The organism is Candidatus Leptofilum sp. (assembly GCF_965223285.1).
Taxonomy (GTDB): Bacteria; Chloroflexota; Anaerolineae; order Promineifilales; family Promineifilaceae; genus Leptofilum.
The window spans coordinates 2,571,144-2,594,869 of the sequence record NZ_OZ244997.1 but is presented as its reverse complement, the minus strand read 5'-3'; the positions used below and the strand labels follow the sequence as shown (position 1 = coordinate 2,594,869).

22 protein-coding genes are annotated in these 23,726 nt (G+C 52.1%); 14 read left to right on the top strand and 8 right to left on the bottom strand.

The features are described from left to right. The first annotated feature begins 186 nt into the window (after positions 1-186). From ACOQPU_RS11785 to ACOQPU_RS11760, 6 genes are all read left to right on the top strand, one after another. Complete coding sequence (locus ACOQPU_RS11785; RefSeq protein WP_420645306.1) at positions 187-921, top strand: PocR ligand-binding domain-containing protein; 735 nt, start codon at positions 187-189, stop codon at positions 919-921. Positions 922-961: 40 nt separating this feature from the next. Continuing rightward, entirely contained in the window at positions 962-2,194 is a 1,233-nt protein-coding gene (locus ACOQPU_RS11780) for an NAD(P)/FAD-dependent oxidoreductase (RefSeq protein ID WP_420645305.1), read from the top strand. A gap of 58 nt (positions 2,195-2,252) precedes the next feature. After that, on the top strand, positions 2,253-2,915 hold the full coding sequence (locus tag ACOQPU_RS11775) for a DUF1641 domain-containing protein (RefSeq protein WP_420645304.1): 663 nt from the start codon (positions 2,253-2,255) through the stop codon (positions 2,913-2,915). 107 nt (positions 2,916-3,022) lie between these two features. Further along, a complete protein-coding gene (locus ACOQPU_RS11770) occupies positions 3,023-3,340 on the top strand; it encodes a TusE/DsrC/DsvC family sulfur relay protein (protein WP_420645303.1) in 318 nt (105 codons plus the stop codon). A gap of 81 nt (positions 3,341-3,421) precedes the next feature. Then, positions 3,422-3,907, top strand: coding sequence for a DsrE/DsrF/DrsH-like family protein (locus ACOQPU_RS11765; protein WP_420645302.1), 486 nt, complete (start codon positions 3,422-3,424; stop codon positions 3,905-3,907). A gap of 303 nt (positions 3,908-4,210) precedes the next feature. After that, on the top strand, positions 4,211-6,148 hold the full coding sequence (locus tag ACOQPU_RS11760; RefSeq protein WP_420645301.1) for an alpha-amylase family glycosyl hydrolase: 1,938 nt from the start codon (positions 4,211-4,213) through the stop codon (positions 6,146-6,148). A gap of 128 nt (positions 6,149-6,276) precedes the next feature. On the opposite strand, the gene ACOQPU_RS11755 is transcribed toward ACOQPU_RS11760, so the two are convergent. From ACOQPU_RS11755 to ACOQPU_RS11745, 3 genes are all read right to left on the bottom strand, one after another. Beyond that, positions 6,277-7,527, bottom strand: a complete 1,251-nt coding sequence (locus ACOQPU_RS11755) for a hypothetical protein (protein WP_420643805.1) — start codon at positions 7,525-7,527, stop codon at positions 6,277-6,279. Between the two features lie 371 nt (positions 7,528-7,898). Then, positions 7,899-8,168: a transposase gene (locus tag ACOQPU_RS11750; protein WP_420645300.1), complete on the bottom strand. Its 270-nt coding sequence runs from the start codon at positions 8,166-8,168 to the stop codon at positions 7,899-7,901. Next, entirely contained in the window at positions 8,146-8,586 is a 441-nt protein-coding gene (locus ACOQPU_RS11745) for a hypothetical protein (protein ID WP_420641526.1), read from the bottom strand. The genes ACOQPU_RS11750 and ACOQPU_RS11745 overlap by 23 nt, the downstream gene beginning before the upstream one ends. Positions 8,587-9,153: 567 nt before the next feature. Between ACOQPU_RS11745 and ACOQPU_RS11740 the strand changes: the two genes are divergently transcribed. After that, positions 9,154-10,491 carry a hypothetical protein gene (locus tag ACOQPU_RS11740; protein ID WP_420645299.1) on the top strand — a complete coding sequence of 446 codons (1,338 nt, stop codon included), beginning with the start codon at positions 9,154-9,156 and terminating at the stop codon, positions 10,489-10,491. After that, positions 10,488-13,511, top strand: coding sequence for an SUMF1/EgtB/PvdO family nonheme iron enzyme (locus ACOQPU_RS11735; RefSeq protein WP_420645298.1), 3,024 nt, complete (start codon positions 10,488-10,490; stop codon positions 13,509-13,511). The genes ACOQPU_RS11740 and ACOQPU_RS11735 overlap by 4 nt, the downstream gene beginning before the upstream one ends. A gap of 49 nt (positions 13,512-13,560) precedes the next feature. Here ACOQPU_RS11735 and typA read toward each other — a convergent pair whose 3' ends face one another. Further along, positions 13,561-15,396: a translational GTPase TypA gene (gene typA / locus ACOQPU_RS11730; protein WP_420645297.1), complete on the bottom strand. Its 1,836-nt coding sequence runs from the start codon at positions 15,394-15,396 to the stop codon at positions 13,561-13,563. Between the two features lie 324 nt (positions 15,397-15,720). On the opposite strand from typA, the gene ACOQPU_RS11725 reads away from it, so the two are divergent. The 6 genes from ACOQPU_RS11725 to ACOQPU_RS11700 all read left to right on the top strand — a co-directional run bounded on the left by ACOQPU_RS11725 (position 15,721) and on the right by ACOQPU_RS11700 (position 20,654). Beyond that, positions 15,721-16,701 carry a hypothetical protein gene (locus ACOQPU_RS11725; RefSeq protein WP_420645296.1) on the top strand — a complete coding sequence of 327 codons (981 nt, stop codon included), beginning with the start codon at positions 15,721-15,723 and terminating at the stop codon, positions 16,699-16,701. A 133-nt stretch (positions 16,702-16,834) separates the two neighbouring features. Next, positions 16,835-17,695 carry a helix-turn-helix domain-containing protein gene (locus ACOQPU_RS11720; protein WP_420645295.1) on the top strand — a complete coding sequence of 287 codons (861 nt, stop codon included), beginning with the start codon at positions 16,835-16,837 and terminating at the stop codon, positions 17,693-17,695. 135 nt (positions 17,696-17,830) lie between these two features. Continuing rightward, the gene (locus ACOQPU_RS11715; protein WP_420645294.1) at positions 17,831-18,154 is read left to right on the top strand and encodes a DUF6958 family protein; all 324 of its coding nucleotides are present in this window, start codon (positions 17,831-17,833) and stop codon (positions 18,152-18,154) included. 204 nt (positions 18,155-18,358) lie between these two features. Continuing rightward, positions 18,359-19,000 (top strand): CBS domain-containing protein, encoded by a 642-nt coding sequence (locus ACOQPU_RS11710; RefSeq protein WP_420645293.1) that lies wholly within the window; start codon positions 18,359-18,361, stop codon positions 18,998-19,000. A gap of 18 nt (positions 19,001-19,018) precedes the next feature. Next, entirely contained in the window at positions 19,019-19,912 is an 894-nt protein-coding gene (locus tag ACOQPU_RS11705; protein ID WP_420645292.1) for an NAD(P)-dependent oxidoreductase, read from the top strand. 22 nt (positions 19,913-19,934) lie between these two features. After that, positions 19,935-20,654, top strand: coding sequence for an LEM-3-like GIY-YIG domain-containing protein (locus ACOQPU_RS11700; protein ID WP_420645291.1), 720 nt, complete (start codon positions 19,935-19,937; stop codon positions 20,652-20,654). A 22-nt stretch (positions 20,655-20,676) separates the two neighbouring features. Here ACOQPU_RS11700 and ACOQPU_RS11695 read toward each other — a convergent pair whose 3' ends face one another. The 4 genes from ACOQPU_RS11695 to ACOQPU_RS11680 form a co-directional block, all read right to left on the bottom strand. Then, a complete protein-coding gene (locus ACOQPU_RS11695; protein ID WP_420645290.1) occupies positions 20,677-20,901 on the bottom strand; it encodes a hypothetical protein in 225 nt (74 codons plus the stop codon). A 111-nt stretch (positions 20,902-21,012) separates the two neighbouring features. Continuing rightward, complete coding sequence (locus tag ACOQPU_RS11690) at positions 21,013-21,258, bottom strand: hypothetical protein (protein WP_420645289.1); 246 nt, start codon at positions 21,256-21,258, stop codon at positions 21,013-21,015. 165 nt (positions 21,259-21,423) lie between these two features. Next, complete coding sequence (locus ACOQPU_RS11685; RefSeq protein ID WP_420645288.1) at positions 21,424-21,840, bottom strand: VOC family protein; 417 nt, start codon at positions 21,838-21,840, stop codon at positions 21,424-21,426. Positions 21,841-21,960: 120 nt separating this feature from the next. Next, entirely contained in the window at positions 21,961-23,610 is a 1,650-nt protein-coding gene (locus ACOQPU_RS11680) for a phytoene desaturase family protein (RefSeq protein WP_420645287.1), read from the bottom strand. Positions 23,611-23,726: the final 116 nt, after the last annotated feature.

The following is a 23,726-nucleotide window of genomic DNA, read 5'->3' as shown; positions in this document are numbered from 1 at the left end:
GTGGCTGGTAAACGCAACAAGCTGCTAACCACCAGCCACTAAAATCATCTGCATAATCTGCATAATCTGCAAATCATGACGGTTGTCATGCCCCTTTCTGCCGATTGTCACTTACTCTGCATATGCAGATTCGGGTACAGTATGCATCATACCGTGAAAATATTCACAAACAGAAGAGAATAGACCATGTCCAGAATGTTAACTGCAAAAGATATTCAAAGTTTATTGGATGTAGACCGCTCTACAGTGTACCGCATGGCCGAAGACGGCCGTTTACCTGCCATCAAGGTAGGACGGCAGTGGCGCTTTCCAGCTGAAAATATTGAGGGCTGGTTGAATACCCAAAATATTCCTTTCTCGCTAACGACAGCAGCTTCCCCCCTTTCTTCCGTTGAAGCAACGGCCGTAGCCGACCAGTTCCCCCAAGAATGTGTGCAGATGATGCAAGACACCTTTGCCGAGGCGTTAGGCGTCATGCTCATCATCACAGATATGAGTGGCAAACCGCTTACCGAGTTCAGCAACAGTTGCGGTCTTTTTGCCGCCATTGGTGACAACGACGTGCTGTGGGAAAAGTGCATGAACCATTGGCAGGCAATGGCCGATTCTCTAAGCCTGGAGCCACAATATTTGGAAAGTTATTTGGGGCTGCTTTGTGCCCGTGCCTATATTCGGGTGGGGACAGAATTGAAGGGAATGGTCTTTGTCGGGGGAATTGCCCCAGAAAATTGGCCACCACCTGCGGAAAATCTTGAAGCGATTGCGGCTGATTTAGCCATCGATCCACCAAGATTATTTGACCACGTTCAGGAGATTTATTTCCTATCGCCAGAACAGCAGGCGCATGTTTTGCGTCTGGTGCAAAAGATAGCGAACGTTGTCTCCCACATTTTGCATGAGCGCAGCCGCCTGATGGTTTGAAAATGTGTGGAGACAAACGACACAATTGCAGGAGATTGAGATGAAAAAATTATTGATTTTAGGTGCTGGCACAGCTGGGACCATGATCGCCAACAAAATGAGCCACGTTCTCAGCCGAGATGAGTGGAAGATCACCATTGTGGATCAGGAAGAGACGCATTATTATCAGCCCGGTTTCCTTTTTATCCCCTTTGGCATTTATGGCGAAAATGATGTGATCAAGCCCAAGCGGGATTACATTCCGCCTGGTGTGGAGATGATTCTCTCGGAGATCGAGCTAATTGAACCGGAGGAAAATCGCGTGCGTTTGGTAAAAGACGGCCGTATTCTCCATTACGACTATCTCATCATTGCCACTGGCACCCAGCCTCGCCCCGAAGAAACCCCCGGCCTCACCGAAGCGGAATGGCGCAAAAGCATCCACGACTTTTACACCTACGAAGGCGCCGTGGCTCTGGCCAAAACATTACGCACCTGGCAAGGCGGCCGTATGGTAGTCAACATTATGGAACTGCCTTACAAATGCCCCGTCGCCCCGCTGGAGTTCATCTTCCTGGCCGACTGGTATTTCCATCAGCGCAATATGCGTGACCGCGTCGAGCTGATTTTGGTAACACCCTTGCCAGGAGCCTTCACCAAACCTCGCGCTGCCAGCCTGTTGGGTAACATCCTCGATGAAAAGAACATCAAAATCGTAACGGAATTTTACCCCGAGCGGGTAGAGCCAGAAGAGAAGCTGCTCATCTCTTACGATGAAGTAGAAGTGCCGTACGATTTGCTGGTGACGGTGCCAGTGAATATGGGGGCTGAGGTAATCGGCCGTTCTGGCTTAGGAGATGAGCTCAACCACGTGCCGGTTGACAAACACACCTTCCTTTCCCAGCAGTATGACAACATTTTTGCATTGGGTGATGCGGCCGCATTGCCTACCTCCAAGGCTGGTTCTGTGGCCCATTTTGCTGCCGAAGTCTTTGTGGAAAACTTCCTGCGCTACATTGAAGGGCAAGAAATGCTCGTCGAGTTCGACGGCCACGCTAACTGCTTCATCGAGTCTGGCTTTGGCAAGGGCATTCTCATCGACTTCAACTACGATGTTGAACCACTGCCGGGCAAATACCCGCTGCCAGGCATTGGCCCCTTTTCGCTGCTGCAAGAGTCAGAAATGAACCATTGGGGCAAGATGATGTTCCGCTGGATGTACTGGAATATCCTGCTCAAAGGCAAAGAGATGCCCATCACGGCGCAGATGACAATGGCGGGGAAGTGGAGCTGATGATGCCTAGAAGTTCAACTTCTCAGAGAAGTTGAACTTCTGATTACGGAGTGCAAAGATGGATCAGACAATCACAGAACTGAACCAAAAAATAGATGCCCTGACGGAACAAGTGGCATTTTTAACTGAAGAGGCGCGGCAGCAAAAGCGTCGGCGGCAGGAATGGGAGGAGCTGCAAAACGATCTAACTCCCGTCGCCGGAGAGATGTACCGTCTGACGGTGGAACAGCTCAATGAGATTGAAAGCTACGTGCAGTTAGAAGACGGGCTACGCTTGCTCAAACGGCTGATGCGCAACACCCGCAACCTGGAACAGATGCTGGATCAAATGGAAAGCGTAGCGGCCATGTGGCAAGATTTAAGCCCCCTGAGCCAGGATGCTTTCTATACGTTGATGCAGCGGCTGGATGAAATGGAACAAAAAGGATATTTTGCCTTTTTGCGAGGTGGCATGGCCATTGCCGACAACGTGGTGACGTCATTTACGGAAGAGGATGTACGCCAGCTTGGTGAGAACATTGTGCTAATTCTACAAACGGTCAAAGAGATGACCCAGCCAGAAATTATGACGATGATGCGAAATACAGCCCATGTGATCCGGGAAGAAGAGCCACCGGTTGATGTTTCGATGTTTACAATTTTAAGACAGCTGAATGATCCGTCCGTGAAGCGCGGTCTGGCCAAAACGCTGTCTGTTTTAAGAACTGTTTCTGAAAATTAACATTGCTGAAAAACGCCACAGAGAACACAGGGATTTATGAAAATTCCTGAGAGAAAAATCTGTGCAATCTGCGGATTTTTTGGCGGACTCAAAAAAGGATAAATAAGATGAGCACAAGAGAAATTGCAGGAAAGACGATTGCGTTTGATGAAGATGGTTTCATGGCCAATGCGCAAGATTGGAACGAAGAAGTAGCTGAAGCGTTGGCAACAGATTTAGGCATTACGCCTTTGTCTGATGGGCATTGGAAGGTGATTCGCTTTTGCCGTGAGGACTTTGCTGCCCAGGGCGATGCACCGACGCTCCGCCGCATTACCAAAGTTGGCGGCGTGCCAACGAAAGAGCTGTACAAGCTATTCCCCAAAGGCCCTGCCAAGAAGGTGGCTTATGTGGCTGGCTTGAAGAAACCTTCGGGTTGTATTTAATAATTGGAGAGCTGGAGATTAGAGATTAGAGGTTGGGGATTGGAGACACTACTTCCAATTCCATAATAAGGAGATGACCTGATGTTTAACGATGATAAAGACCGCAAATTGTGCATTATTTGTTCCAAGGGAACGTTGGATATGGCGTACCCTGGACTGGTTTTGGCTAATGCAGCCCTGATGGAAGGTATTGATGTCACCCTGTTTTTTACGTTTTGGGGGCTAGACATTATTAATAAGCGGAAGATGAACAAGCTCAAGTTTGTGCCAATTGGTAACCCCAGTATGCCGATTCCGAATGCGATTGGGGGATTACCGGGCATGACAAATGTGGCAACGGCTGTTATGAAACGTGAGATTAAGCATTTAGACTTCCCCGAAATTGGTGAGTTCCTGGAAATGATTCACGATGCTGGCGGTAAGATGTATGCCTGCAAAATGTCGGTAGATATGTTTGGCGACATGTACATGATGAAAGAAGAAGATATTGTCGATGTGGTGGAAGACGTTGTGGGTGCCACTGATTTCATGGAAATGAGTGAAGACGCCCAAATTATCTTCATCTAAAAAATTTTCAGTCGATTGTAAATTTTTGAGTGCCTGGTTTGTGCAAACCAGGCACTTTTTTTTACCCGGTTCGAAGGGAAAAGCATCGATTTTTGGCAATTATTCATAAAAAAGTGGCCAGTTACTACCCAATTGGTTAACATAAACACACATTGTTAACACTTTTTTAACCTCGAAAGCGGTAGAATCGTTTATCCTATGCGCTTTGTGGCCGTCTGAAAGATGTCGATAAATGGTAAGGGCGGCTAAGGAGTAAGCACATGTGAACTGTTTGATGTGCGTTGCTTACTTCGTGGAGGATCTATGAGTTTAAGCGAAAAAGAAAAACAGCGGTCTGCCTGGCGGACGCAGCTGAAACAAACCTGGCAGACTGTAAAATACCGAATCCGAGCCACGCAGCCTGCGCTGCAATCGGGCATGGGGGCTATTCCCCATGCCAAAGGCACAACGTTCCGCGTGTGGGCACCCCACGCCGAAGCTGTGTACGTCACGGGTGCTTTTAACAATTGGCACCGCAGCCAAATTCCGTTGGCGCGAGAAGCAGATGGCATCTGGTCAATTAATGTGCCAGAGGCGCAAATTGGGGATAGCTACAAATTTGTGTTGAAGCATAATGGCCACCAACTGCTGCGCACCGACCCCTATGCCAAAGATGTGCGCGCCCCTTACCACGACGGGGTGGTGCGGAACGGATATACAGCGGGCATAGATACGGCCGTCTCCAACCCACCAACCCACTTCCAACCACCTGCCCTGCATGAACTCGTCATTTACGAGCTGCACGTGGGCACCTTTGGCGACGAGGACGGCAACCCGCCGTACAATTTTGAGGCCGTCATCCAAAAGCTGCCTTACCTGCGCATCTTGGGCATCAACGCTATTGAGCTAATGCCCGTCAAAGCGTTCCCTGGCGAGCTTTCCTGGGGGTACAACCCCAACCATCCCTTTGCCATTAGCCAAATTTACGGAGGGCCAGAGGCACTCAAGCGGCTGGTGCAGGCGGCCCACGCCCAGGGCATCGCCGTCATTGTAGACGTGGTTTACAATCATTTTGGCCCGGGAGAGCTGAGCCTGTGGCAGTTTGACGGCTGGCAGCAGCACGGGTTGGGTGGCATCTACTTCTACAATGATTGGCGTTCCAAAACCCCGTGGGCCGATACGCGACCCGATTACGGCCGTCCTCAAGTGCGCCAATATATCCGCGACAACGTCCGCATGTGGTTAGACGAGTACCAGATTGACGGCCTGCGCTGGGACGCTACCTCCTACATTCGCAATGCCCACGGGCATGATGGTGACCCCGGTGCCGACATTGCCGAAGGTTGGGCATTGATGCAGGGCATCAATGGCGAAATGGCCCACCGCAATCCCCGTCACATTCGCATTGCTGAGGATTTGCAGGCTAACCCATGGCTTACCGAGCCGATTGACGCCGGGGGCGCAGGCTTCAACAGCCAGTGGGACAGCCAATTTGTGCATCCTATCCGCGAAGCAATCATCACCCCACGTGATGAAGATCGCAACATGCTGGCCGTGCGGGACGCACTCCAGTTTCGCTACGGCGCAGACGTGTTTAGCCGCGTCATCTACACCGAATCGCACGATGAGGTGGCCAATGGCAAGGCGCGGGTGGTGCATGAAATCGCCGTTGCCGACGGGCATGACGGGCTGGCCGCCAGCCGGGCAGCGTTGGGAGCCGCGCTGGTGTTCACTGCCCCCGGCGTGCCCATGATCTTTCAGGGGCAGGAATTTTTGGAAGATGGCTGGTTTGACGACAAACGGCCGCTTGACTGGCAAAAAGCGACGCAAAATAGCGGCATGGTGACGCTGTACCGGCACCTGATCGCCCTGCGGCGCAACCTGCATGGGCAAACCCGCGGCCTCAGCGGGCCATCGATCAACGTCTTCCATGTCAATGATGCCGCCAAGCTGATTGCCTTCCATCGCTGGCATTTTGGTGGCTCTGGCGATGATGTGATCGTCGTCGCCAACTTCTCCAACCGCGTGCTAAAGCAGTACAAATTGGGCTTTCCGCACGGCGGCAACTGGCAGGTGCGGCTGAACAGCGATCTGAAAGCATACCATCCCAGCTTTAGCAGTCACCATGTGGGTACGGTAACGGCCGTTCCCGGTGAATATGATCAGCTAGCTACCCATGCTACCCTCAGCATTGGCCCCTACAGCGTCCTTATCTTGTCGCAAGACGGGGGCGAGGGTTTTAGTAAACATAATGTCTACTGAATAATGAGCGTTGGAACCATCACAGGGGAAAAACGTAGGAAGGGATTGAAACAAGCAGATGGCTCCCCCGCCATCCGAATCGAATCTTCAATTGTTCAATTTTTTAAGGTTGTTTGGCGAATGCGAACTTAGCCACCATTTGCCTTCTTTTGGTAGACACGTTGCAGCGCCCGCAAGTTAATGAGAATGTAAATCAAGCTGTTCAGATTGGTGATCGACTGTTGGTTACGCAGTTTGGGACGTTCGATGCCCAGGGCGACCGCTTGCGAAAAGATACGTTCTACGGCTGTACGCTGCTTGTAAATCGCTTTGTATTCCGGCCCTTCTCGGTCAAGCTGGTAACGAACCCGGGCACCCATACTGGTCGGTAGGGTAGAAATGCAGCCCCCTTTTTTCCAGTTTTTGTGGTTTACCGGGCATTGCTGTGCCACCTGAGCGGGGAAAAAAAGCGGACAGGCATGTCGCGCGCGTTGATGAGGCACGCGGCTGGAGCGATTCATGAAGCTACTCTTGACAGGCATGGGCAGCCCCGCTGCACAAAAAGGCAAGCCAGCCTCATCAAAGGAATAGGTCCGCCCCTTGGTGCGGTCAACGTAAGGCACAGCGGCCAAGCCACCAGCCGAGTGAAAATAATCATAGACATACCAGGCATCATAAGCCGCATCAGCAGTGCCGTAAGGCGGGCGAAAGCCTAACCGTTCTTCGACAATGGCCATCAGGGGAAAGAAATAGTGAATATCAGCATGGTCAAAGGTGTCGGTCATTTCAGCCAAGACAAATTCACCCCAGCCCGGCACCTTGGTGGCCACGACCCCAGAGGCATAGCCCCAGTAAAATTCATCTTTACCCACACCTAATCCTGGTGCAGGATGGCCGTCTTTGGTAGGCGTCGTCTGCTCCGGAGCCCGGTTGCGGCGTCGTTTGCAGCCATATTTACAATCTGGGTCGCCAACTGGCTGGCGGTCTTTGTCACAGCGTCCTTCTTTAATGTAGGCTTTGGGATTATTCTCTTTGACAAAAGCAAGGATATGTTTGGTATCTAGAGAAACAACCTGACCAAAGTTGCTACCAGTCGGCAAGGCCAGCCGCAGCAATTGCACCGTATCGTTGAGCAAGAATCGCAGCAGGGGGTTGGCCAGATGGCGCAGCACATAACTGAAATGAGCGGGGGACGGTAGGGCTGCGGCCACCTCAAACCCATGCGGAGCTTGTGAATCTTGTTGTAAGGGAAACCCCAACAGCCAGGTCAAAGCCGGATGCTCGACCAAATATTGACGGAGTTGTCCCATACTGCGATGCTGCTGGTCAAGCCGAACCAGAAACGCAGCAATGTAAGGGAGGGGCGAAGCGGGATAAGGACCCGTACGGGGACCAGGCATTGGCCGCCAAGGAATGTCAGCCCAGGCCAGTGGGGCCAAAAGCTTCAGATATTTCATTGTTGTGGGGCAATGGCGGACGAACGGCGGCAAGTGGGAGGGTGGTTGTGTGGTCCAATGGGATAACCCAGGCGACTGTAGGATAAGTCGCGACTGTTTGGCAAGCGATTTTGACGCTTGGAATCGCGAAAACCAATGGGGCAAAGATATAATAGACATAGGAGTCTCCTTTTGTGATAGATCGATTCGGACAAAATCAGTCTAAAACAAAAGGGACTCCATTTCAGCAAAAAACAGGTGGGAACGAACAAACGCTTACAATTTTATGTTTTGTAGCGTTTTCCCTATAATGTTAAGGGGTGGACAATTAATTGTTAGCGGTAAACGCTCACAATTTTATGTTTACTAAAACCCTCTGTATACAGTTGAGACCCAGCTAGCGTAAAGCGATGCACGTGGTCAACCAGGGTCTCACCTTTTGTATCTTTAACAACACGCAAGCGAACTTGTCCAGATTGACGCCCCACTGTGCCCACAACAGGCGGTCGGTCATTGGCATACGTGCCACGCCCTCGCCGTTTGTTGGCGCGACGACGGGGCGGGTCAGCTGAGTCGAAATGCTCACACCCTTTTTTCCCCCGCATTCTGAAACATTTCATCGGTTTCAGTTTCATCATCCAGGAGCGGGGTTTCTGGTTGGAGCTGTTCCGCGTTCGCTTGCAGGTCATGACGCAACCTCAAAACCGTTGGGTAGTTGATGCCCAATTCGGCTGACAAGATTGTCGCAGGTTCTCCTTTGAGGACACCGCGAACGAGCAACAAGACTTGCATTGGAGTCAAATGATGTTGTTGGAAAACGGTTCCCGTATACAAGTTGTAAGCGGCTTGACACTGTTGGCAACGGTAAACGGTCAGTTGACTGCGCTTTGTCGTTCGGAACTTGCGGGCTTGGTCTACGCCGACTTGACAGACCGGACACCCAAAGCCATTGGGATGGAAATGTTCAATGATCCATTGTGTACAGTTTTCTTTGTCGAGTAAATCGGTGATTGGGAATTCCATGATTCCCAATTTTACCCGATTCGCACACTTTTAATAGTTGAGCCAAAACAAAAATCCCGCTCGCCGGGACTGAAACGAGCGCATTGGCAAGTTCCGCATCTTCCTCATCCAGGTAGAAAAACAAAAATCCCGCTCGCCGGGACTGTCACCTGGTAGAAAAAGCTAGCCGGGAAAATGGTGAGTTATTCTTGCTTACCTGTTGGGATTTCTCCCTTTGGTCGAAATGAAAGATGGAACGATGTCCATAATGCCTTGTTGATGGCTTTTGAACGCTCACGATTGTGTAGCATCTTAATAGAACGGCCGTTCCGCAACTTTTGATCGCCCTCCCCTTTTTTATGATTCGTTTACAAAATAAGTTACTTGACATATAATCTTTCTACGGATTTTGCCCAGGCAAGCAAATCACAGAAACCAGTTTGAAAAGTGAAGGGTGCTCTCTGTGATTTGCTCAAGTAAAAGCCAGTTTTGTACTCAATCTTATTTAAGATATTTGTTGGCTTTTACACACAAAACCGGATGAAAACCAGTGAAGTACCGAACTGACTCGCAGCTTCCTTAAGAAAGATGACAGACGCCACCCCAACCGCAGAGAATGGCCAGGACAAACCAGTCGATCTTCGAAAGTTGCTGCGTGCCATCAACGACTCTTTTAGCGAAGATGACCTGCGCGACCTCTGCTTTGAGCTGCGCCTCGATTTTGAAAATCTCCCCGGCACCGTCAAAAAAGATAAAGCGCGTGAGCTGATTATCCACTTCGATCGTCGCAAGCGGATCAACGTGCTGGTAGCAGCTTTCCGCGAGCTGCGCCCCCACGTAGATATCGCTGCGATCATTGTTGAAGAGTTTGACGAAGACCCCTCCTCCGCCCGCATCGAAATTCATCAGGCAGATATTTTGCCTGCGCAAGACAAATCGAACACGATGATTGCCAGCAAGAGCTTTGGTGCCATTGTGCGGCTGCTGACGCGGGAAGATGTGCGTACGGCCGTTGTCACTTTCCAAACCGATTTCCAGGCAGCCTCCCAGCAAATCGAGCAGATGAATGATTACAAGCAAATTCATGATCTGTTCCAGATTTTGGAGACGCAGTACGACCTCATCTACCGCGACCAAAAGCGACTTCCCGATGACGATATGGCCTGGGAAGACATCGCCAGTGCCGAGACGGAGCTAAACACCCGCATCGGCGACCTAGTGACGCTTTCCAAAAGCGATACATTTGCCGGTGGCGACGTGCGTTGGGCCACCCAGCTTGAAACAGTGAAGGAACGAATGCAAACGGCCGTTAACGATGACGATCTGGAAGCACTCAACGGCGGCGTCAGCCTGCTGTCGCGCGTTCTCACTCGGCACCCCACCCGCATCAATGCCCAGCTGGTGGCCGTGGCCAACGCCCTGCGGCTGGATAATCTGGAGCAGGCGATCACCACCATCAGCAGCAGCCTGGCGGAAGCCGATGTGGCGATGGGCAATATGATCGAGGAAGTGAAAAGCGGCAAATCGGCCCTGGCGGGGCTGGACGATCGGCTAAACGCGCTGGTGCGGGAACACAACGCCTGGCAAAACATTGATGATGAGGTGCGGCGGGTGAAGACGGCCGTTTCCAAAAATCAACTCATCGAGCTGGAAGACGCCTGGTTTGACCTGCAACCGATGACCCAGGAACTGATCGATGCCAACCCAGAGGCACCGTGGGCAGTCAATCTTACCAAGGCGATGAGCAACCTGGAACCCGCCATCGAAAAACAGCTAAACTCCAAAGTCCGCCGCCTGTTTATGCGCTACCATACCTACGTCGGCCACCGGTTCCGCGAAGTCGATCTGGAACTGCTCTCCCTTTGCACCGAACTACAGCGCGTCGGCGAGCAAATCGATCTCCTGTTGAGGCAGTTTAACAAATGAGCCATTCAGACGAAGAATTCATTCCCTTCATGTCCTTCACCTCGATGCGCGATTCGCATCGGTCGCTGCTGAAGCAGCGGCGCAAAAATAAAAATGTGGAAGCAGCCGAGGCTGCTGCATTTTGGGACGAAGTGACCGAATTTTTACATCGCGGTGCCGAAGCGGGGGCCTTCATCGACAATACGGAAGACCGGGAAGCGGCTCAGAGCCTGCTCGACTACTGGCACAACCAGCTTTTTCATGCGGGCAAAGAGACGCCCGAAGCGGTGCTGGTCGATTTTGACGCCACCACCCAGCCCGAAATTCCTGACTCCCGCTGCCCGTACATCGGTCTGGAATCGTTCAACGAAGAAAACAAGCATCTTTTTTACGGCCGTGATCAGCTCATCAAAGAGTTGTTAGATCAGGTATTGGTGAATCGGTTGGTAACGGCCGTTGGCCCCTCCGGCAGCGGTAAATCCTCTGTGGTGTTGGCTGGGCTGCTGCCCAAATTGGAGGATGGCGAACTGCCCGGCAGCGACAGTTGGCATTACTATCCCACCATCGTTCCCGGCACGGCCCCGCTGACGCAGCTTGCCAAGCTGCTGGAACCAGATGGTGCTGACCCCGCTGAATGGATCACCGAAAATTACGACGCCTTCCTCAAGGAAAACACCCATCTCGCCAAGCTGGTGCAGTCAGATACCAATGGTCCTGCTGTACTTTCGATTGACCAATTTGAAGAAACCTTTACCCTCTGCCACGATGAGCAAGAGCGGGACGCCTTCATCGACAATCTGCTGGGGTTGGTAAACGCGCGCGAAGCCCGCCACGTCGTCATTTTGACCATGCGCGTGGATTATGAAAGCTATCTCAACAAAGTACCGCTGTTCCAATCCCTGTACGAGCAGGGGCTGGTGCGCGTCACGGCGATGAACGCCAGCGAACTGCACGATGCCATCGAGCAGCCTGCCCAAGCCATCGGCTTAAAGTTTGAGGATGGTCTGATTGAAGCGTTGGTGCGTGAAATTGTAGGCGAACCGGCCGCGCTGCCCCTGCTGCAATTTGCCCTGCTGCAATTGTGGGATGACCGCGAGCGCAACCGCATCACCTGGGACGCTTATCGCCGTTTGGGTGGGGTGATGGAAGCCCTCGCCTCCACCGCCGACTCGCTTTACAACAGCATGTTGCCAGAGGAACAAAACGCAGCCAAGCGGATTTTGCTGCGGCTGGTGCGCCCCGGCACGGGCGTGGAATTTACCCGCAGCCGCGCCACCCGCCGCGCCCTTTACCAATCTGGCGAAGCCAACGACCGCATCGACCGCGTGCTGGAAAAATTGGTTGGTGCCCGCCTGCTGCGGCAAACAGATGGGCCGAATCCAGAAACGGATCAGTTTGAGGTGGCGCATGAGGCGTTGGTCCGCAACTGGCCGCGCCTGGTGGAGTGGTTGGAGGATGAGCGGGTGGTGCTGCGCCACCGCTTGCGCTTCACGGCCCAGGCGGAAGAGTGGGATACGCGGGACCGGGATGATAGCAGCTTGCTGCGCGGGCAGCAGCTTCAAGAAGCGTTGTTGTTTGAGGAGCTAAATCCGCTGGAGCAGGAGTATCTGGATGCCAGTAAAGCTGCCCTCCAGCTAGAGATTGAAGAGAAGCAGGCGCAGCAGCAGCGGGAGCTAGAGCAAGCGCAAAAGCTGGCGGAAGAGCAGCGGCAGCGAGCCGAGGCGGAGTCTCAGGCGGCACGGCGCGCCCGCAATTTTAACTACGCGCTCATCATTATTTTGCTGCTGGTGATTAGTGGGGCGGTGAGCCTTGTCTATTTGCAAAATGTACAGCAAGAGCGGGAGGAAGTGTCGCAAGAGGCGACCAGAGCGAGTGTAGAGGCTAGGGAAACGGCCGTTGCTGCCGATATTTTAGCATTAGAATTAGCTGGAGAAAGCACTGCCGCCGCACTGGAAGCGGCTACCGTGCAGGCAATGGCCACCTCCGACAACGCCGTGGCCACGATGGAGGTAGCGGCTAACCAAACTTTGGTGGCTGAGCGGGCGGCGGTGGAAAATCAGGAAGAAGCGACGGCGCAGGCAGCCACAGCCGAAGCGCAGTTAGCCACGGTGGCTGCACAAGCCACGCGGCTGGCAGCCGAAGCGGTTGAGAACACGCCAGAAGCGACCGTGCCCAACCAACCAACCGCCACACCAGACCCGGCTCAACTGGCTCTGGATGCGCAGCTTAACGCCTTCATTCGTGATGTAGACAATATGCCGATGCTGTTCATCACGGGTGGTAGCTACCAGATGGGCATCGCCAACGGGGAAGATAATCCGCTGCGCATGGTGTCGGTAAACAATTTCTATTTGGACCAATATGAAGTGACAGTGCAGCAGCTTGCTGATTTTCTGAACCGCCAGGGGGGAAACAGTGGGGCGTGTAATGGAGAAGATTGTGCAACGACGGCCGTTTTCACCTCGCTCACCAATTTGCTAAACAACCTGGGTGTCTTTGAAACAGAACCTGGCACGGGACGCTTCCCGGCCACCTGGGTGACGTGGGAAGGAGCCAATTCGTACTGTGAATCGGTCGGAGCGCGATTGCCCACCGAGGCGGAGTGGGAATATGCAGCACGGGGAACGGACGGCCGTCTCTATCCGTGGGGTGATGCTGCGCCGACTTTTCAGCAGACGGCCGTTTTTAACAACAACCTATCGCAATCCCTCACCAACTTCTTCCCGCGCGCTTTTATTCGGGTCGATAGCTTGCCTGACGGGGCCAGTCCATTTGGCATTTTAGGTATGGCCGGTGGTGCGGCCGAGTGGGTGCAGGATTGGTACGATCCCGACTTTTACAATTTGCCTCTACCCGCCAGTGGCTACAACGAAGATGACACGTCTGGCTTGAGAGTGCTGCGGGGTGGCTCCTGGGTGGATAGCAGCGCGGAGATAACGACGACAATACGTTTTGCGCTCTCTCCCTCGGACCCGAACACCTTCGTTTTAGATGAATCCCACATTGGTGCTGGCTTCCGCTGCGCCCGCGATGCGAATTAAGGGATTGGAGACTGGAGATTAGAGATTGAACTAATCTCCAGTCTCCAAGTTACTTATCTTTCTTCGCTCGTTTAATTTCCCGCTGACGAATCTCATGCCGCAGCTCCTTTTTGCGGATGCGGAGCGCGGTGGGCGTGACTTCTAGCAGTTCATCCTTCCCCAAATATTCAATTGATTCATCCAGCGACATGATGCGGGGTGTGTGCAGTGCTTCGGCAATGGCAGTGGGGCCAGTGCGAACCGCGCTGAGGACTTTGGTTTTGCACACGTTCACTACCAACTCCTCGTTGCGAATGTGCTGGCCCACCACCTGCCCTTTGTACACATCCTCGGCGGGCAGCACAAAGAAGGTGCCGCGCTGCTGCAACCCTTGCAGGGCATAGGCACTCACCGGGCCAGATTCCATCGCCACCAGGGAGCCAAACTCCTGCGTTTCAATCTCGCCTTTCACCGGTTCGTAATCGTGGAAGAGGGTATGGTAAATGCCTGTGCCGCGCGTGGCGGTGAGGAATGGCTGGCGGAAGCCGAGGATGCCGCGTGTTGGCACCAAATATTCGGCATAGACGGTGCCGTCCTCGCCGTAGTGGATGTTGTGCATGAGGCCGCGCCGCCGTCCCAGCATTTCGCTGACCGCGCCGAGATAATCGTTGTGTACTTCCAGAAACAGCTTCTCGACGGGTTCGGTACGGCCGTTTTCATCCTCCCTAAAAATCACTTCCGGGCGGCTAATAGCAAACTCGTACCCTTCACGCCGCATTGTCTCGATGAGGATGGCCAGATGCAGTTCGCCGCGCCCGGAGACGATAAATTCACCTGACTTTTCCGTTTCATCCACGCGCATGGCCACGTTGCTTTCCAGCTCGCGCAGCAACCGCTCCCGAATTTGGCGACTGGTGACGTATTTGCCATCTTTCCCCGCAAACGGGCTGTCGTTCACCTGGAAGGTCATGCGCACGGTGGGTTCTTCCACCTTGATGGGCGGCAACGGGCGTGGGTCGTCTGGATCGGCCAGCGTGTCGCCAATGCCCACATCGGGAATGCCCGCCACGGCCATGATATCCCCCGCTTGCACCTGCTTTTGCTCCACGCGCTGTAGGTCACGGAAGGTGTAGAGCTTGGTGATTTTGCCCGGTTCCATCTCGCCATCTGCCTTAATGTGCATGATGGCCTGGCCATCGGTGATGGTGCCGCTGGTGAGCCGTCCCACGGCGATTTTGCCGACGTAGCTACTGTACTCCAGGGTGGTGACAAGCAGTTGGGTGGGGCCGTCGGGGTCGATCATGGGCGGGGGGAGGAAGTTGATCATGGTGTCGAATAACGGCCGTAAATCATCTGCCAACTCGTCCGGGTCTTCCCCAGCGCGACCTTCCAGCGCCCGCGTGTAAATCACGGGGAAATCGGCCTGCTCTTCACTAGCACCCAGGTCAATGAACAGGTCAAAGGTGGCATTGACCACGTAATCGGGGCGGGCGGCCGGGCGGTCAATTTTGTTCACCACGACGATGACCTTGACCCCTTTTTCCAGCGCCTGCCGCAGGACAAAGCGGGTTTGGGGCATGGGGCCTTCCACCGCGTCTACCAGCAGCAGCGCGCCATCCACCATGTTCACCACACGCTCCACTTCACCGCCAAAGTCGGCGTGGCCGGGCGTGTCTACGATGTTGATGGTGGTGCCGTCGTACACGATGCTGGTATTTTTCGCCAGAATGGTGATGCCGCGCTCCTTTTCTAAATCATTGGAGTCGAGGACGCGCTCTTGCATTTCCTGATTGGCGCGGAAGACGTTGGTTTGGCGCAGCATCCCATCCACCAGCGTGGTTTTGCCGTGGTCCACATGGGCAATAATGGCGATGTTGCGAATATCATTGCGAGGTTGTAAAGACATGAAAATGTTGTTTCCTTCATGAAAAAGCCCGGCCAAAGAATGGTCGGGCAGAAAAGTTGATTGAATTTAGCTGGATTGTATGTCAGGAGTGGGTTGGAGGCAAAAAAGGAACTTCTCAACACATATACCAGATGGCAAGTTATAGTGTAAAAAAGTCGTCAAGGGCGTAGGATTCCTGATGCATCACGATGCTAGACTTAAATTCTGCACCTAGGTATTATCTCCCGTGACTGAATTGTATTGGCTATTTTGAGAAAGATTTAAGGAATAGTACTTTGAATAAAGTATCGTGGTAAGAATGTTTTAATATTTGGAGTATTTATTATGGAATTGGAAGCAATCGAAGCAATCATTCGGAAGCGAAAAGATTTGTCGAGTTACCTAATTCATTGGACGACAAAAAGGAATTTTTACTCTATTTTACGATTTGGTTATTTAAAACCCAGTGATGCAAGAAGAAGTTATAGTAACACTCCAACTATTTATGGTAATACACCTGCGGTTTGCTTCTCTGAAATGCCAATAGGCAACTATTTGCAATCACTAAGTGTAGATAATCGATATTGGAGAAAACAGTGGATGATTGCGCTTCCAAAGCAATTGATTTACGCATATGGTGGGCGTCCTGTTCTTTATGGAGATAAAAACGAGTTCTTTAAACGGTTAGAGGAAGAAGATAAGTATCTATTTTGTCACTTTGACTGTTCAAAATCGGTAGATTGGACGCATGAGCGTGAGTGGCGTGCTAAAGTTAATCTTGAAATAAACGCACAAATCAGTTCTCGAAACGATCCCGCCCCTTCTTGGGTTCCCATTCATTTAGATGAACAAGGATTTCCTGTTCATGGGGAATATTTAGAACCAAGATTCATCTTCGTCGTTAAGCAAGAAGAGGAAAAAGAGTTATTGCGGGAGGAAATAATACCTAAATTGATAGTAGATGAATTCAAAGCTAATCTGTCACCTTACAGGATAAGTTATCTTTATGCTTTGCAGAAGGTTAAAATTTTTAGTCTTGATTATATAAAAGATTCGAGAATTTATGACTTGGATGAACTTCTCACTTTACCGCAACCCTCCAATTTAGAACATGAAATTGGAAAATATTGGGATAAGGCTCGAGTACATATCCGACGAAGTGCATTCGATTCAATTAAGGATGTTTTGCCAGGAAAGTATATGAGTAAGTTGCAGCCTTATCCTGCTGAATATATGGACTGGCGTGATATTGATTTAGACGTCCAACAAGCGATAATCAATAGTCCAACTGCAAGGGGATCCTTGAGAGAGAATAATCCAAGGTAAACAATATCTCCTACTACAGAGCAGTTTGCTTTTGGATGAGAATAAGCTTCAACATTCCATCATCAGATGCTTTGCCTCAAAGCCTTCTTGGGTCATTTTTGCATCTGGTTACGCAATCGCTTAGAGTAAGCGTATGCCACTTTTGCGTTCAACAGCGTTTGCGGGCTTAACGGCCGTTTCCACCCACTACTCCCCCCTCAATGCTGTCTGGCTGGGTCGGGTGACACGGCCGTTTCCACTGCCACAGCTTGGCCATATCACCCTCATCTTTCCGGGCGAAACGGCCGTTTCCTGCAACAACGTCACCCTCAACCCCAGCCAATACACCTGGCTCACCGACGTGGATGAACCAATGATTTTGATGGGAACGGCCGTGTCACAGGCACCGTGCCTCGTTTTGTTACTTAGCCCCGGCTTTGCCCTGGACATGGCAGACTTTTTGGGTATCTCGCCCGAACTGAACCAGCTCATGCACAACGTGCCGCTGCCGCAGGGGGATGAACTCTCTTACCTGCTGGCCGAAATGGTGAAGGCCTGCACGCCACCAGTGGATTTACTCACAGCGGATGATTTGATGGTAGAAGTGGTGGGTGAACTGCTGCGGATGATGCGGCTGCGGCAGCAAGCGTTGGCTGCGTTGACTCCACGCAAGCAAAGTACGCTAGATGACTTGCTGCCCCGGCTTCTACAAGCCCGCCAACTGGTCGAAGCCCGTTTTTTGGATGATTTGCAGGTAGTGGATGTGGCCACGGCCGTTTCGCTCTCAGAGTTTCATTTTGCCAGATTGTTCAAGGCTGCCTTTGGCGAGAGCCTGTATCAATTTATTAAGCGGTTGCGCCTGGACGAAGCCCGCTTTCGTTTACTGGAAAGCGATCTGTCGGTAACGGAGTTAAGTTTACAAGTAGGGTACAGTAGTCTCAGCTCGTTCATTCATGCGTTTCGTCGTCGCTTTGGCCTGTCCCCCAGCCAATACCGTGCCCAGTTACAAAGTTAGCAGGAATGAACAAGCGGGATGAGGAACGGCCGTTTACAATGCAATCATTCAACAAGCGCACATAGGCACAAGGTCACAGAGAAAAAATCTGCGTCAATCTGCGAAATCTGTGGCTAACTAAAAAGGAGAGACCCCATGAGCACCATTAAAGCCCAAAACGTAAACCATCCCGACCATCGTCATAATTTGAAAGAAGAGAAGTACACCATCATCCGCGAAGCAATGTTGGCAACCCTGCCAGATGACAGTAGCGACGGTATGCCATTTTTGGAGATGGAACTGAAAGTTGCTGCCTACCTGGCTGACAAAAATGTCCCCAAAGAGATGTTCCCGAAACCAGGTTCGGTTCGCTGGTATTGCAAATCGGTACAGCTCGATTTGGAAGCACGGGGCATCATTGAACGTCTGCCAAAAAAATCCCCGATTCGGCTGCGCAAAACAAATAATCCCGATTCCTAACCCATCAAGAATTTTAAACATTTGTAACTGGAAAATGTCGCCAAAACTCATACTGCATAATGAGAAAAATTGGTTATGATAGCAGCACTATTTTCCAATTTCGCCACGAACACTTTGCTCGCGGCGAATTAGCCTAAAAAATCGTTCAGAGCCACCACCTTTTTGCTTATTGCCTGAATGATAATTCAGTACAAGGAGTTACAAATGTTAGTAAAACGTTGCATGTCGCAGCCAGTCATTACGGTTCAGCCAGATATGTCGGTGCCAGATTGCTTAAAGTTGATGCAGCGAGAAAAGATTCGCCGCACGCCCATTATAGAAAACGGCCGTCTCCTCGGCATTGTCTCCGATAAAGATTTGCTCAATGCTTCGCCTTCAGATGCCACCAGCCTGAGCATTTGGGAGATCAACTACCTGGTTAATCGTATCAAAGTAAAAGATGTGATGACGACCAATGTCTTCACCATCACGGAGGACACGCCAATTGAGGAAGCCGCGCGGATCATGGCAGATAAAAAGGTGGGGGGCCTGCCTGTTGTGAAAAACGGGGATGTTATTGGCCTGATCACCGAGACCGATTTGTTTAAGCTGTTGGTGGATCTAATGGGTGCACGCGACCATGGGGTGCGGGTAACGGCCGTTGCCTCCGATGCCGTTGGTACGCTGGCCAAATTGTCTAAAGCGATAGCTGACGGTGGCGGTAGCTTCATCGCCTTTGGCGAATTTTCCGGGGACTCCTCAGCGAATCGCATTGTTGCCTTTAAGGTGCAGCATATGAATGAAACGGCCGTGCGTGCCGCCATTGAACCCGTTGTAGAAGAAATCATCGACATTCGCACCGATTAGCACCATGAGGAGCATCGCATGAAAGAAAAAATCGGATTTATCGGCCTGGGCATCATGGGGCAGGGCATGGTGCGCAACCTGCTGAAAGCAGGGTTTGAGGTTTACATTTGGAACCGCACCCACCCCAAAATGGACCCCCTCATTGAGATCGGTGCCCACGCCGCCACCAGCCCCGCCGACGTTGCCAGTCACGCCACCATCATCATTACCTGCGTCAGCGATACGCCCGATGTAGAGCATGTCATGATGCAAGCCAACGGCGTCATCTTCGGGGCCAAACCAGGCGATCTGGTTATCGACATGAGCACCATCAGTCCAGAAATCACCCGCCGCCTGGCGCAAGCATTTGCCGACCGTGATGTGCAGATGCTGGATGCGCCGATCAGCGGCGGCAGCGAAGGCGCAGCCAAAGGCACCCTCAGCATCATGGTGGGGGGCGAAGCAGACCAGGTGGCACGCGCCATGCCCGTTTTTGAGGCAATGGGTAAAGCAATCACCCACGTTGGTGACATTGGGGCCGGGCAAACAGTGAAGCTGGTGAATCAGATTTTGGTGGTGGTGACGATGCTCGGCGTGGGGGAAGCACTGCTCTTTGCCCAGGCAGGCGGGCTTGACCTGAACAAGACGCTTGAAGCCGTCACACAGGGCGCGGCCGGTAGCTGGATGCTCAGCAATCGCGGCCCGCAGGTAGTGGAGCGTGACTGGCGGCCCGGCTTCACCATTGATTTGCAGCAAAAAGATTTACGCCTGGTGCTGGAAGCGGCCGACCAAATGGGTGTGCCTATGCTCGGTACCAGCATGGTGTTTAACCTTTACCGCACTCTCCAGCAGCAAGGACTTGGCGCAGAAGGCAACCACGCCCTCGTCAAAGCTCTGGAACACCTGGCAGGCACAGAAATCGGGAACAGGTAACTAACCTGATAAGCCTTTGATTATGAAACGGTTTTCAGCCTCAATAACTGAAAATTTAGGTTTCTATGTTTATATGCTGATTGATCCGGAAACGGACCAAGTCTTCTATGTTGGCAAAGGAACTGGCAATCGAATATTTGCACACCTTGAGTATGCTATTAAATTCCCAAAAGAAAGTGACAAGCTAGACAAAATTCGCCAGATACGCCAAAAGGGTTTTGAAGTCAAACACCTCATCCATCGGCATGGATTAACAGAAAAAGAAGCCTTTGAAGTTGAAGCATCTTTGATTGATTTCATTGGACTTGGTTTGTTGACCAATAAGGTAGCAGGGAACAAGTCAAATGATAGGGGGCAAATGACCGCCGCAGAAGTTATTGCACTGTATGACGCACCAATAATCGAGATTCTCGAACCAGCTCTTCTGATTACCGTAAACCGTTTGTTTCGCAGGGGAATGGATGCTCCGTCATTGTACGAAATTACCAGAGGTAACTGGGTTGTGGGTAAACGCCGAGAAAAAGCTAAATATGCCTTTGCCGTTTATCATGGCGTTGTTCGTCAAGTTTATGAAATTCATCATTGGTTCCCAGTAGAAGCACGAAGCCCAATGCAGAAAACACGCCAAAGATGGCGTTTTGAGGGCATTGTGTCTTCAGCACTACAACATTATGTTGGCGGCAGTGTGGAAAATTACATCTCCCTCGGGAATCAGAATCCGATTAAGTACGTCAATTGCTAGAGAACTGAGGATTTTTCTCGGTTTAATCCCGCCCCCACGGCCATATCCACCCCTCCGGCTCCACCCCCAACCCATGTGCAATGCGATTAATGTAATTGAAGTACCCAATCACCTGCACCGCATCATGAATGGCTCGATCCTCAAAGCCCTGCTCACGCAACACGTCTAAATCGCTGACAGCCACCTCATCATTGTGTCTGGTGAGCTTAGCGGCAAACTCACACAGTGCGCGGTCAGCTGTAGCCAATGGTGCGGTGCGCCAATCCCGAACCAGTGCGTGGACATACGCATCAGCCTCCTCGGCGTTGGGAATCTCTGCGGCGATCTCTTCCCGGAGATCGTGCGCGTGGGCCTGGTGTCAATAATGGCAGTTGTTCTCAACAGAAACGACTACCGCCAGCATTTCTCGCTGTGAGCGCGTCAGCGGCGATTCTCCGGCCATCACCGTTTGGTAAAACTTGATGCTGTCCTTCAGAGCTATCTCGTTGATGCTCATCACCTGCACCACGTTCCAGATTCGCCCCGCTCGCTTAATCGCCGCCTTTAGCTGCCTTTTCAACAAGCCCGTTGCTTCATCCAGATAAATCTCTCGAATCCAGGCCATCCCCTTGCTCCTTTGTGCCAAAAACCTGTGCTTGGCATCCACTTAAATTGCTTACTGACTCATGTCACGCAGCGTAGATTTCAAAAGTCTTGTTTGCTCACTGGTGAAAAGCAAATTACCTTGAAGACTTTTGAAATCTTTTCCAGAGAGAGGGCGTAACGTCAGTTACCGATTTCCATTGGCTGCAATCAGCTCAATCATATTGCCTTCCGGATCGCGAAAGAAGAAGGCGCGTGCCCGCCAATCAAGCGAATCGGGCCAAGATCGTTCTCGAATCACCATTCCTTTTGCAGAAAACCGGGCCAGCTCTTCCTCAAAATGCTCACTGGCGACTTCAAAGGCAAGGTGATCCAACGTTGTTAAATGCACATCCAAAGCAACTTGGCGATCAAAAAGTCCTAATATTTGAGGATGTCCAACCTTGCCCAAAGGGGAATTCAATTCGCCGACCTTGAGGAAAACATAATGGGGTCGGGCAATATGAATCTCGAAACCGAGCACATCTTGGTAAAAAGCAACCATCGCCGGCAGATCATCCACCTTAAGCGCAACTTCTGCAATTTGCAACACACGACTACCCATGATGCCTCTCCTTAAAAATGAACCCGAACAAATTAGTGTACCTGGATGTGACAGTCACTTCCAAAGCAACTGTCACATTGGCGCACACTTTTTATCCATGAGCCACAAATAGGCGTGCGCCTACCCTTCGGAAAAATTGCGCTCCATACGGCCGCGTAACTTCTCCGGCCACTTCTCTGGTTCTTCGGACGGATAGACGGTCAGCGGCGGGCCATTTTGCTGGAGGAGATCGCGCATCTTGCAGCCCAAAATTTGCTGCGCCGTCATCAGGCCAGAATTGGTGGCACCGGCCACACCATGCCCGGCGGTGGTGCTGGCACCGCACAGCCACAGTCCCTTGATTTCTGTCTTATTTTTGAAGGCCCACGGCCCTACCTGGAAGCGGCTCTTATCAATGCCGTACAAATTGCCGCGCGTAGCGTTGAGATAATGTTCATTGCTCAGAGGCGTTCCCAGCTCTTTGAAGACGACATGCCCGCTGAATCCGGGGATGCGCTTGTCGAGGTTGGCTAACATGCCTGCCATCAACTTCTCTTTTAGCTGCTGGTACTCCCACTCTCGGTCGCCTGCTGGCTGGTCGGCCCATTTGGCAAACGGTTCGTAGCTGACAAAGGCAAATGCCTCCAGCGTGTGGTGGCCGCTGTGCATTTTGGACGGGTCTTTGAGTGTCGTCACCGTCAGAAACATGCCCTCCGGCGCAAAATCTTGCATGATTTTGTCGGTTTGGCCATCGGTATAGATGCCGTCTACGTTGCTGTGGTTGTAGAACCAGTAGTTGCCGGAATCCAGTCCGGCGGCGCGTAAATCCATGTCTACGGCCATAAACAGGCTGAGGGCGGAGGTGGAGTATTGTACCTTGCCCAGCTTGCGCTGCAATTTGCGGCTGAGATGTTCACGGCCAACCAGTTTGCCAAAGGTCACTTCCGGGTCAGCATTGCTAACGACGTGCTGGGCGGCAATCTCTGTGCCGTCGGTGAGGCGAACGCCGCGCACATGCTGGTTGGCATCCAGCAAAACGCGCTCGACGCGGGTTTGCAGGCGCAGCTCGCCCTCGGCCCGTTTAAGCGCACGGGCAAAGGCACGAGGGATGGCAAAGGCACCGCCGAGAGGGTAGTAGCCGCCGTCAAAATAATGGTGGGTCACGCCTGCGTGCAGCGGCGCAGAAACTTGGGACGGCGGCAGGCCATGATCGCCAGATTGAGCGGAGAGGATCGCTTTCAGCACTGGATCGCTTACGTAATGGTTGATGAGGTCGCCACCCGTGCGGAAGGCCCAGCGCAGGATGTGGCGGGCGCGCCAGGGGAGGGTGATTGCATCGCCCATGCCGCGCACGCGGCTCAGCAGGCGGGTCTCATCCATAAGCTGCTGGCACATATTCAGGTAGCTGTCGATTCCTTTAGCTTCGTGTGGAAATCGCTCTTTGAGGCGATTGGCAAATGCTTCACGCCCCTTGGGGATGTCGAACCGCTCTTCGCCGATGAAGACATGATCGAAGCCATCGGGGTTGATTTCGCAGAAGGCGAGGTCTTCGGAAACGCCCAACCCTTCGTAGATGCGCCGCATTCGCCCCCCAGGGCCAATGCCGCCAATGTAATGGACGCCGGGACTAAATTTGTACCCTTCGAGGGTGAAGGAGTGGGTCCAGCCGCCGGGGACATCGTGCTGCTCTAATACGAGGACTTTTTTGCCCGCTTGCGCCAGGGGAACGGCCGTACTCATCCCGCCAGCTCCAGAGCCAATCACAATTACATCATACGCTTCGTTTGCCATGCCTTTCTCGCTTCTTTTGAGGAAATAAGGCGGATTGTAACACAGCTTGTTGGGTGCGTTTTGGTTTACTTCATCTGCGCAATATTTTACAATAGGTGCAGGGAAAACGTTCGGCG

Bases quoted from the DNA above. Each gene is read 5' to 3' on its own strand.
- ACOQPU_RS11785 (WP_420645306.1), top strand. From the start codon at position 187: ATGTCCAGAATGTTAACTGCAAAAGATATTCAAAGTTTATTGGATGTA.
- ACOQPU_RS11780 (WP_420645305.1), top strand. From the start codon at position 962: ATGAAAAAATTATTGATTTTAGGTGCTGGCACAGCTGGGACCATGATC.
- ACOQPU_RS11775 (WP_420645304.1), top strand. From the start codon at position 2,253: ATGGATCAGACAATCACAGAACTGAACCAAAAAATAGATGCCCTGACG.
- ACOQPU_RS11770 (WP_420645303.1), top strand. From the start codon at position 3,023: ATGAGCACAAGAGAAATTGCAGGAAAGACGATTGCGTTTGATGAAGAT.
- ACOQPU_RS11765 (WP_420645302.1), top strand. From the start codon at position 3,422: ATGTTTAACGATGATAAAGACCGCAAATTGTGCATTATTTGTTCCAAG.
- ACOQPU_RS11760 (WP_420645301.1), top strand. From the start codon at position 4,211: ATGAGTTTAAGCGAAAAAGAAAAACAGCGGTCTGCCTGGCGGACGCAG.
- ACOQPU_RS11755 (WP_420643805.1), bottom strand. From the start codon at position 7,527: ATGCCTGGTCCCCGTACGGGTCCTTATCCCGCTTCGCCCCTCCCTTAC.
- ACOQPU_RS11750 (WP_420645300.1), bottom strand. From the start codon at position 8,168: ATGCGGGGGAAAAAAGGGTGTGAGCATTTCGACTCAGCTGACCCGCCC.
- ACOQPU_RS11745 (WP_420641526.1), bottom strand. From the start codon at position 8,586: ATGGAATTCCCAATCACCGATTTACTCGACAAAGAAAACTGTACACAA.
- ACOQPU_RS11740 (WP_420645299.1), top strand. From the start codon at position 9,154: ATGACAGACGCCACCCCAACCGCAGAGAATGGCCAGGACAAACCAGTC.
- ACOQPU_RS11735 (WP_420645298.1), top strand. From the start codon at position 10,488: ATGAGCCATTCAGACGAAGAATTCATTCCCTTCATGTCCTTCACCTCG.
- typA (WP_420645297.1), bottom strand. From the start codon at position 15,396: ATGTCTTTACAACCTCGCAATGATATTCGCAACATCGCCATTATTGCC.
- ACOQPU_RS11725 (WP_420645296.1), top strand. From the start codon at position 15,721: ATGGAATTGGAAGCAATCGAAGCAATCATTCGGAAGCGAAAAGATTTG.
- ACOQPU_RS11720 (WP_420645295.1), top strand. From the start codon at position 16,835: ATGCCACTTTTGCGTTCAACAGCGTTTGCGGGCTTAACGGCCGTTTCC.
- ACOQPU_RS11715 (WP_420645294.1), top strand. From the start codon at position 17,831: ATGAGCACCATTAAAGCCCAAAACGTAAACCATCCCGACCATCGTCAT.
- ACOQPU_RS11710 (WP_420645293.1), top strand. From the start codon at position 18,359: ATGTTAGTAAAACGTTGCATGTCGCAGCCAGTCATTACGGTTCAGCCA.
- ACOQPU_RS11705 (WP_420645292.1), top strand. From the start codon at position 19,019: ATGAAAGAAAAAATCGGATTTATCGGCCTGGGCATCATGGGGCAGGGC.
- ACOQPU_RS11700 (WP_420645291.1), top strand. From the start codon at position 19,935: ATGAAACGGTTTTCAGCCTCAATAACTGAAAATTTAGGTTTCTATGTT.
- ACOQPU_RS11690 (WP_420645289.1), bottom strand. From the start codon at position 21,258: ATGGCCTGGATTCGAGAGATTTATCTGGATGAAGCAACGGGCTTGTTG.
- ACOQPU_RS11685 (WP_420645288.1), bottom strand. From the start codon at position 21,840: ATGGGTAGTCGTGTGTTGCAAATTGCAGAAGTTGCGCTTAAGGTGGAT.
- ACOQPU_RS11680 (WP_420645287.1), bottom strand. From the start codon at position 23,610: ATGGCAAACGAAGCGTATGATGTAATTGTGATTGGCTCTGGAGCTGGC.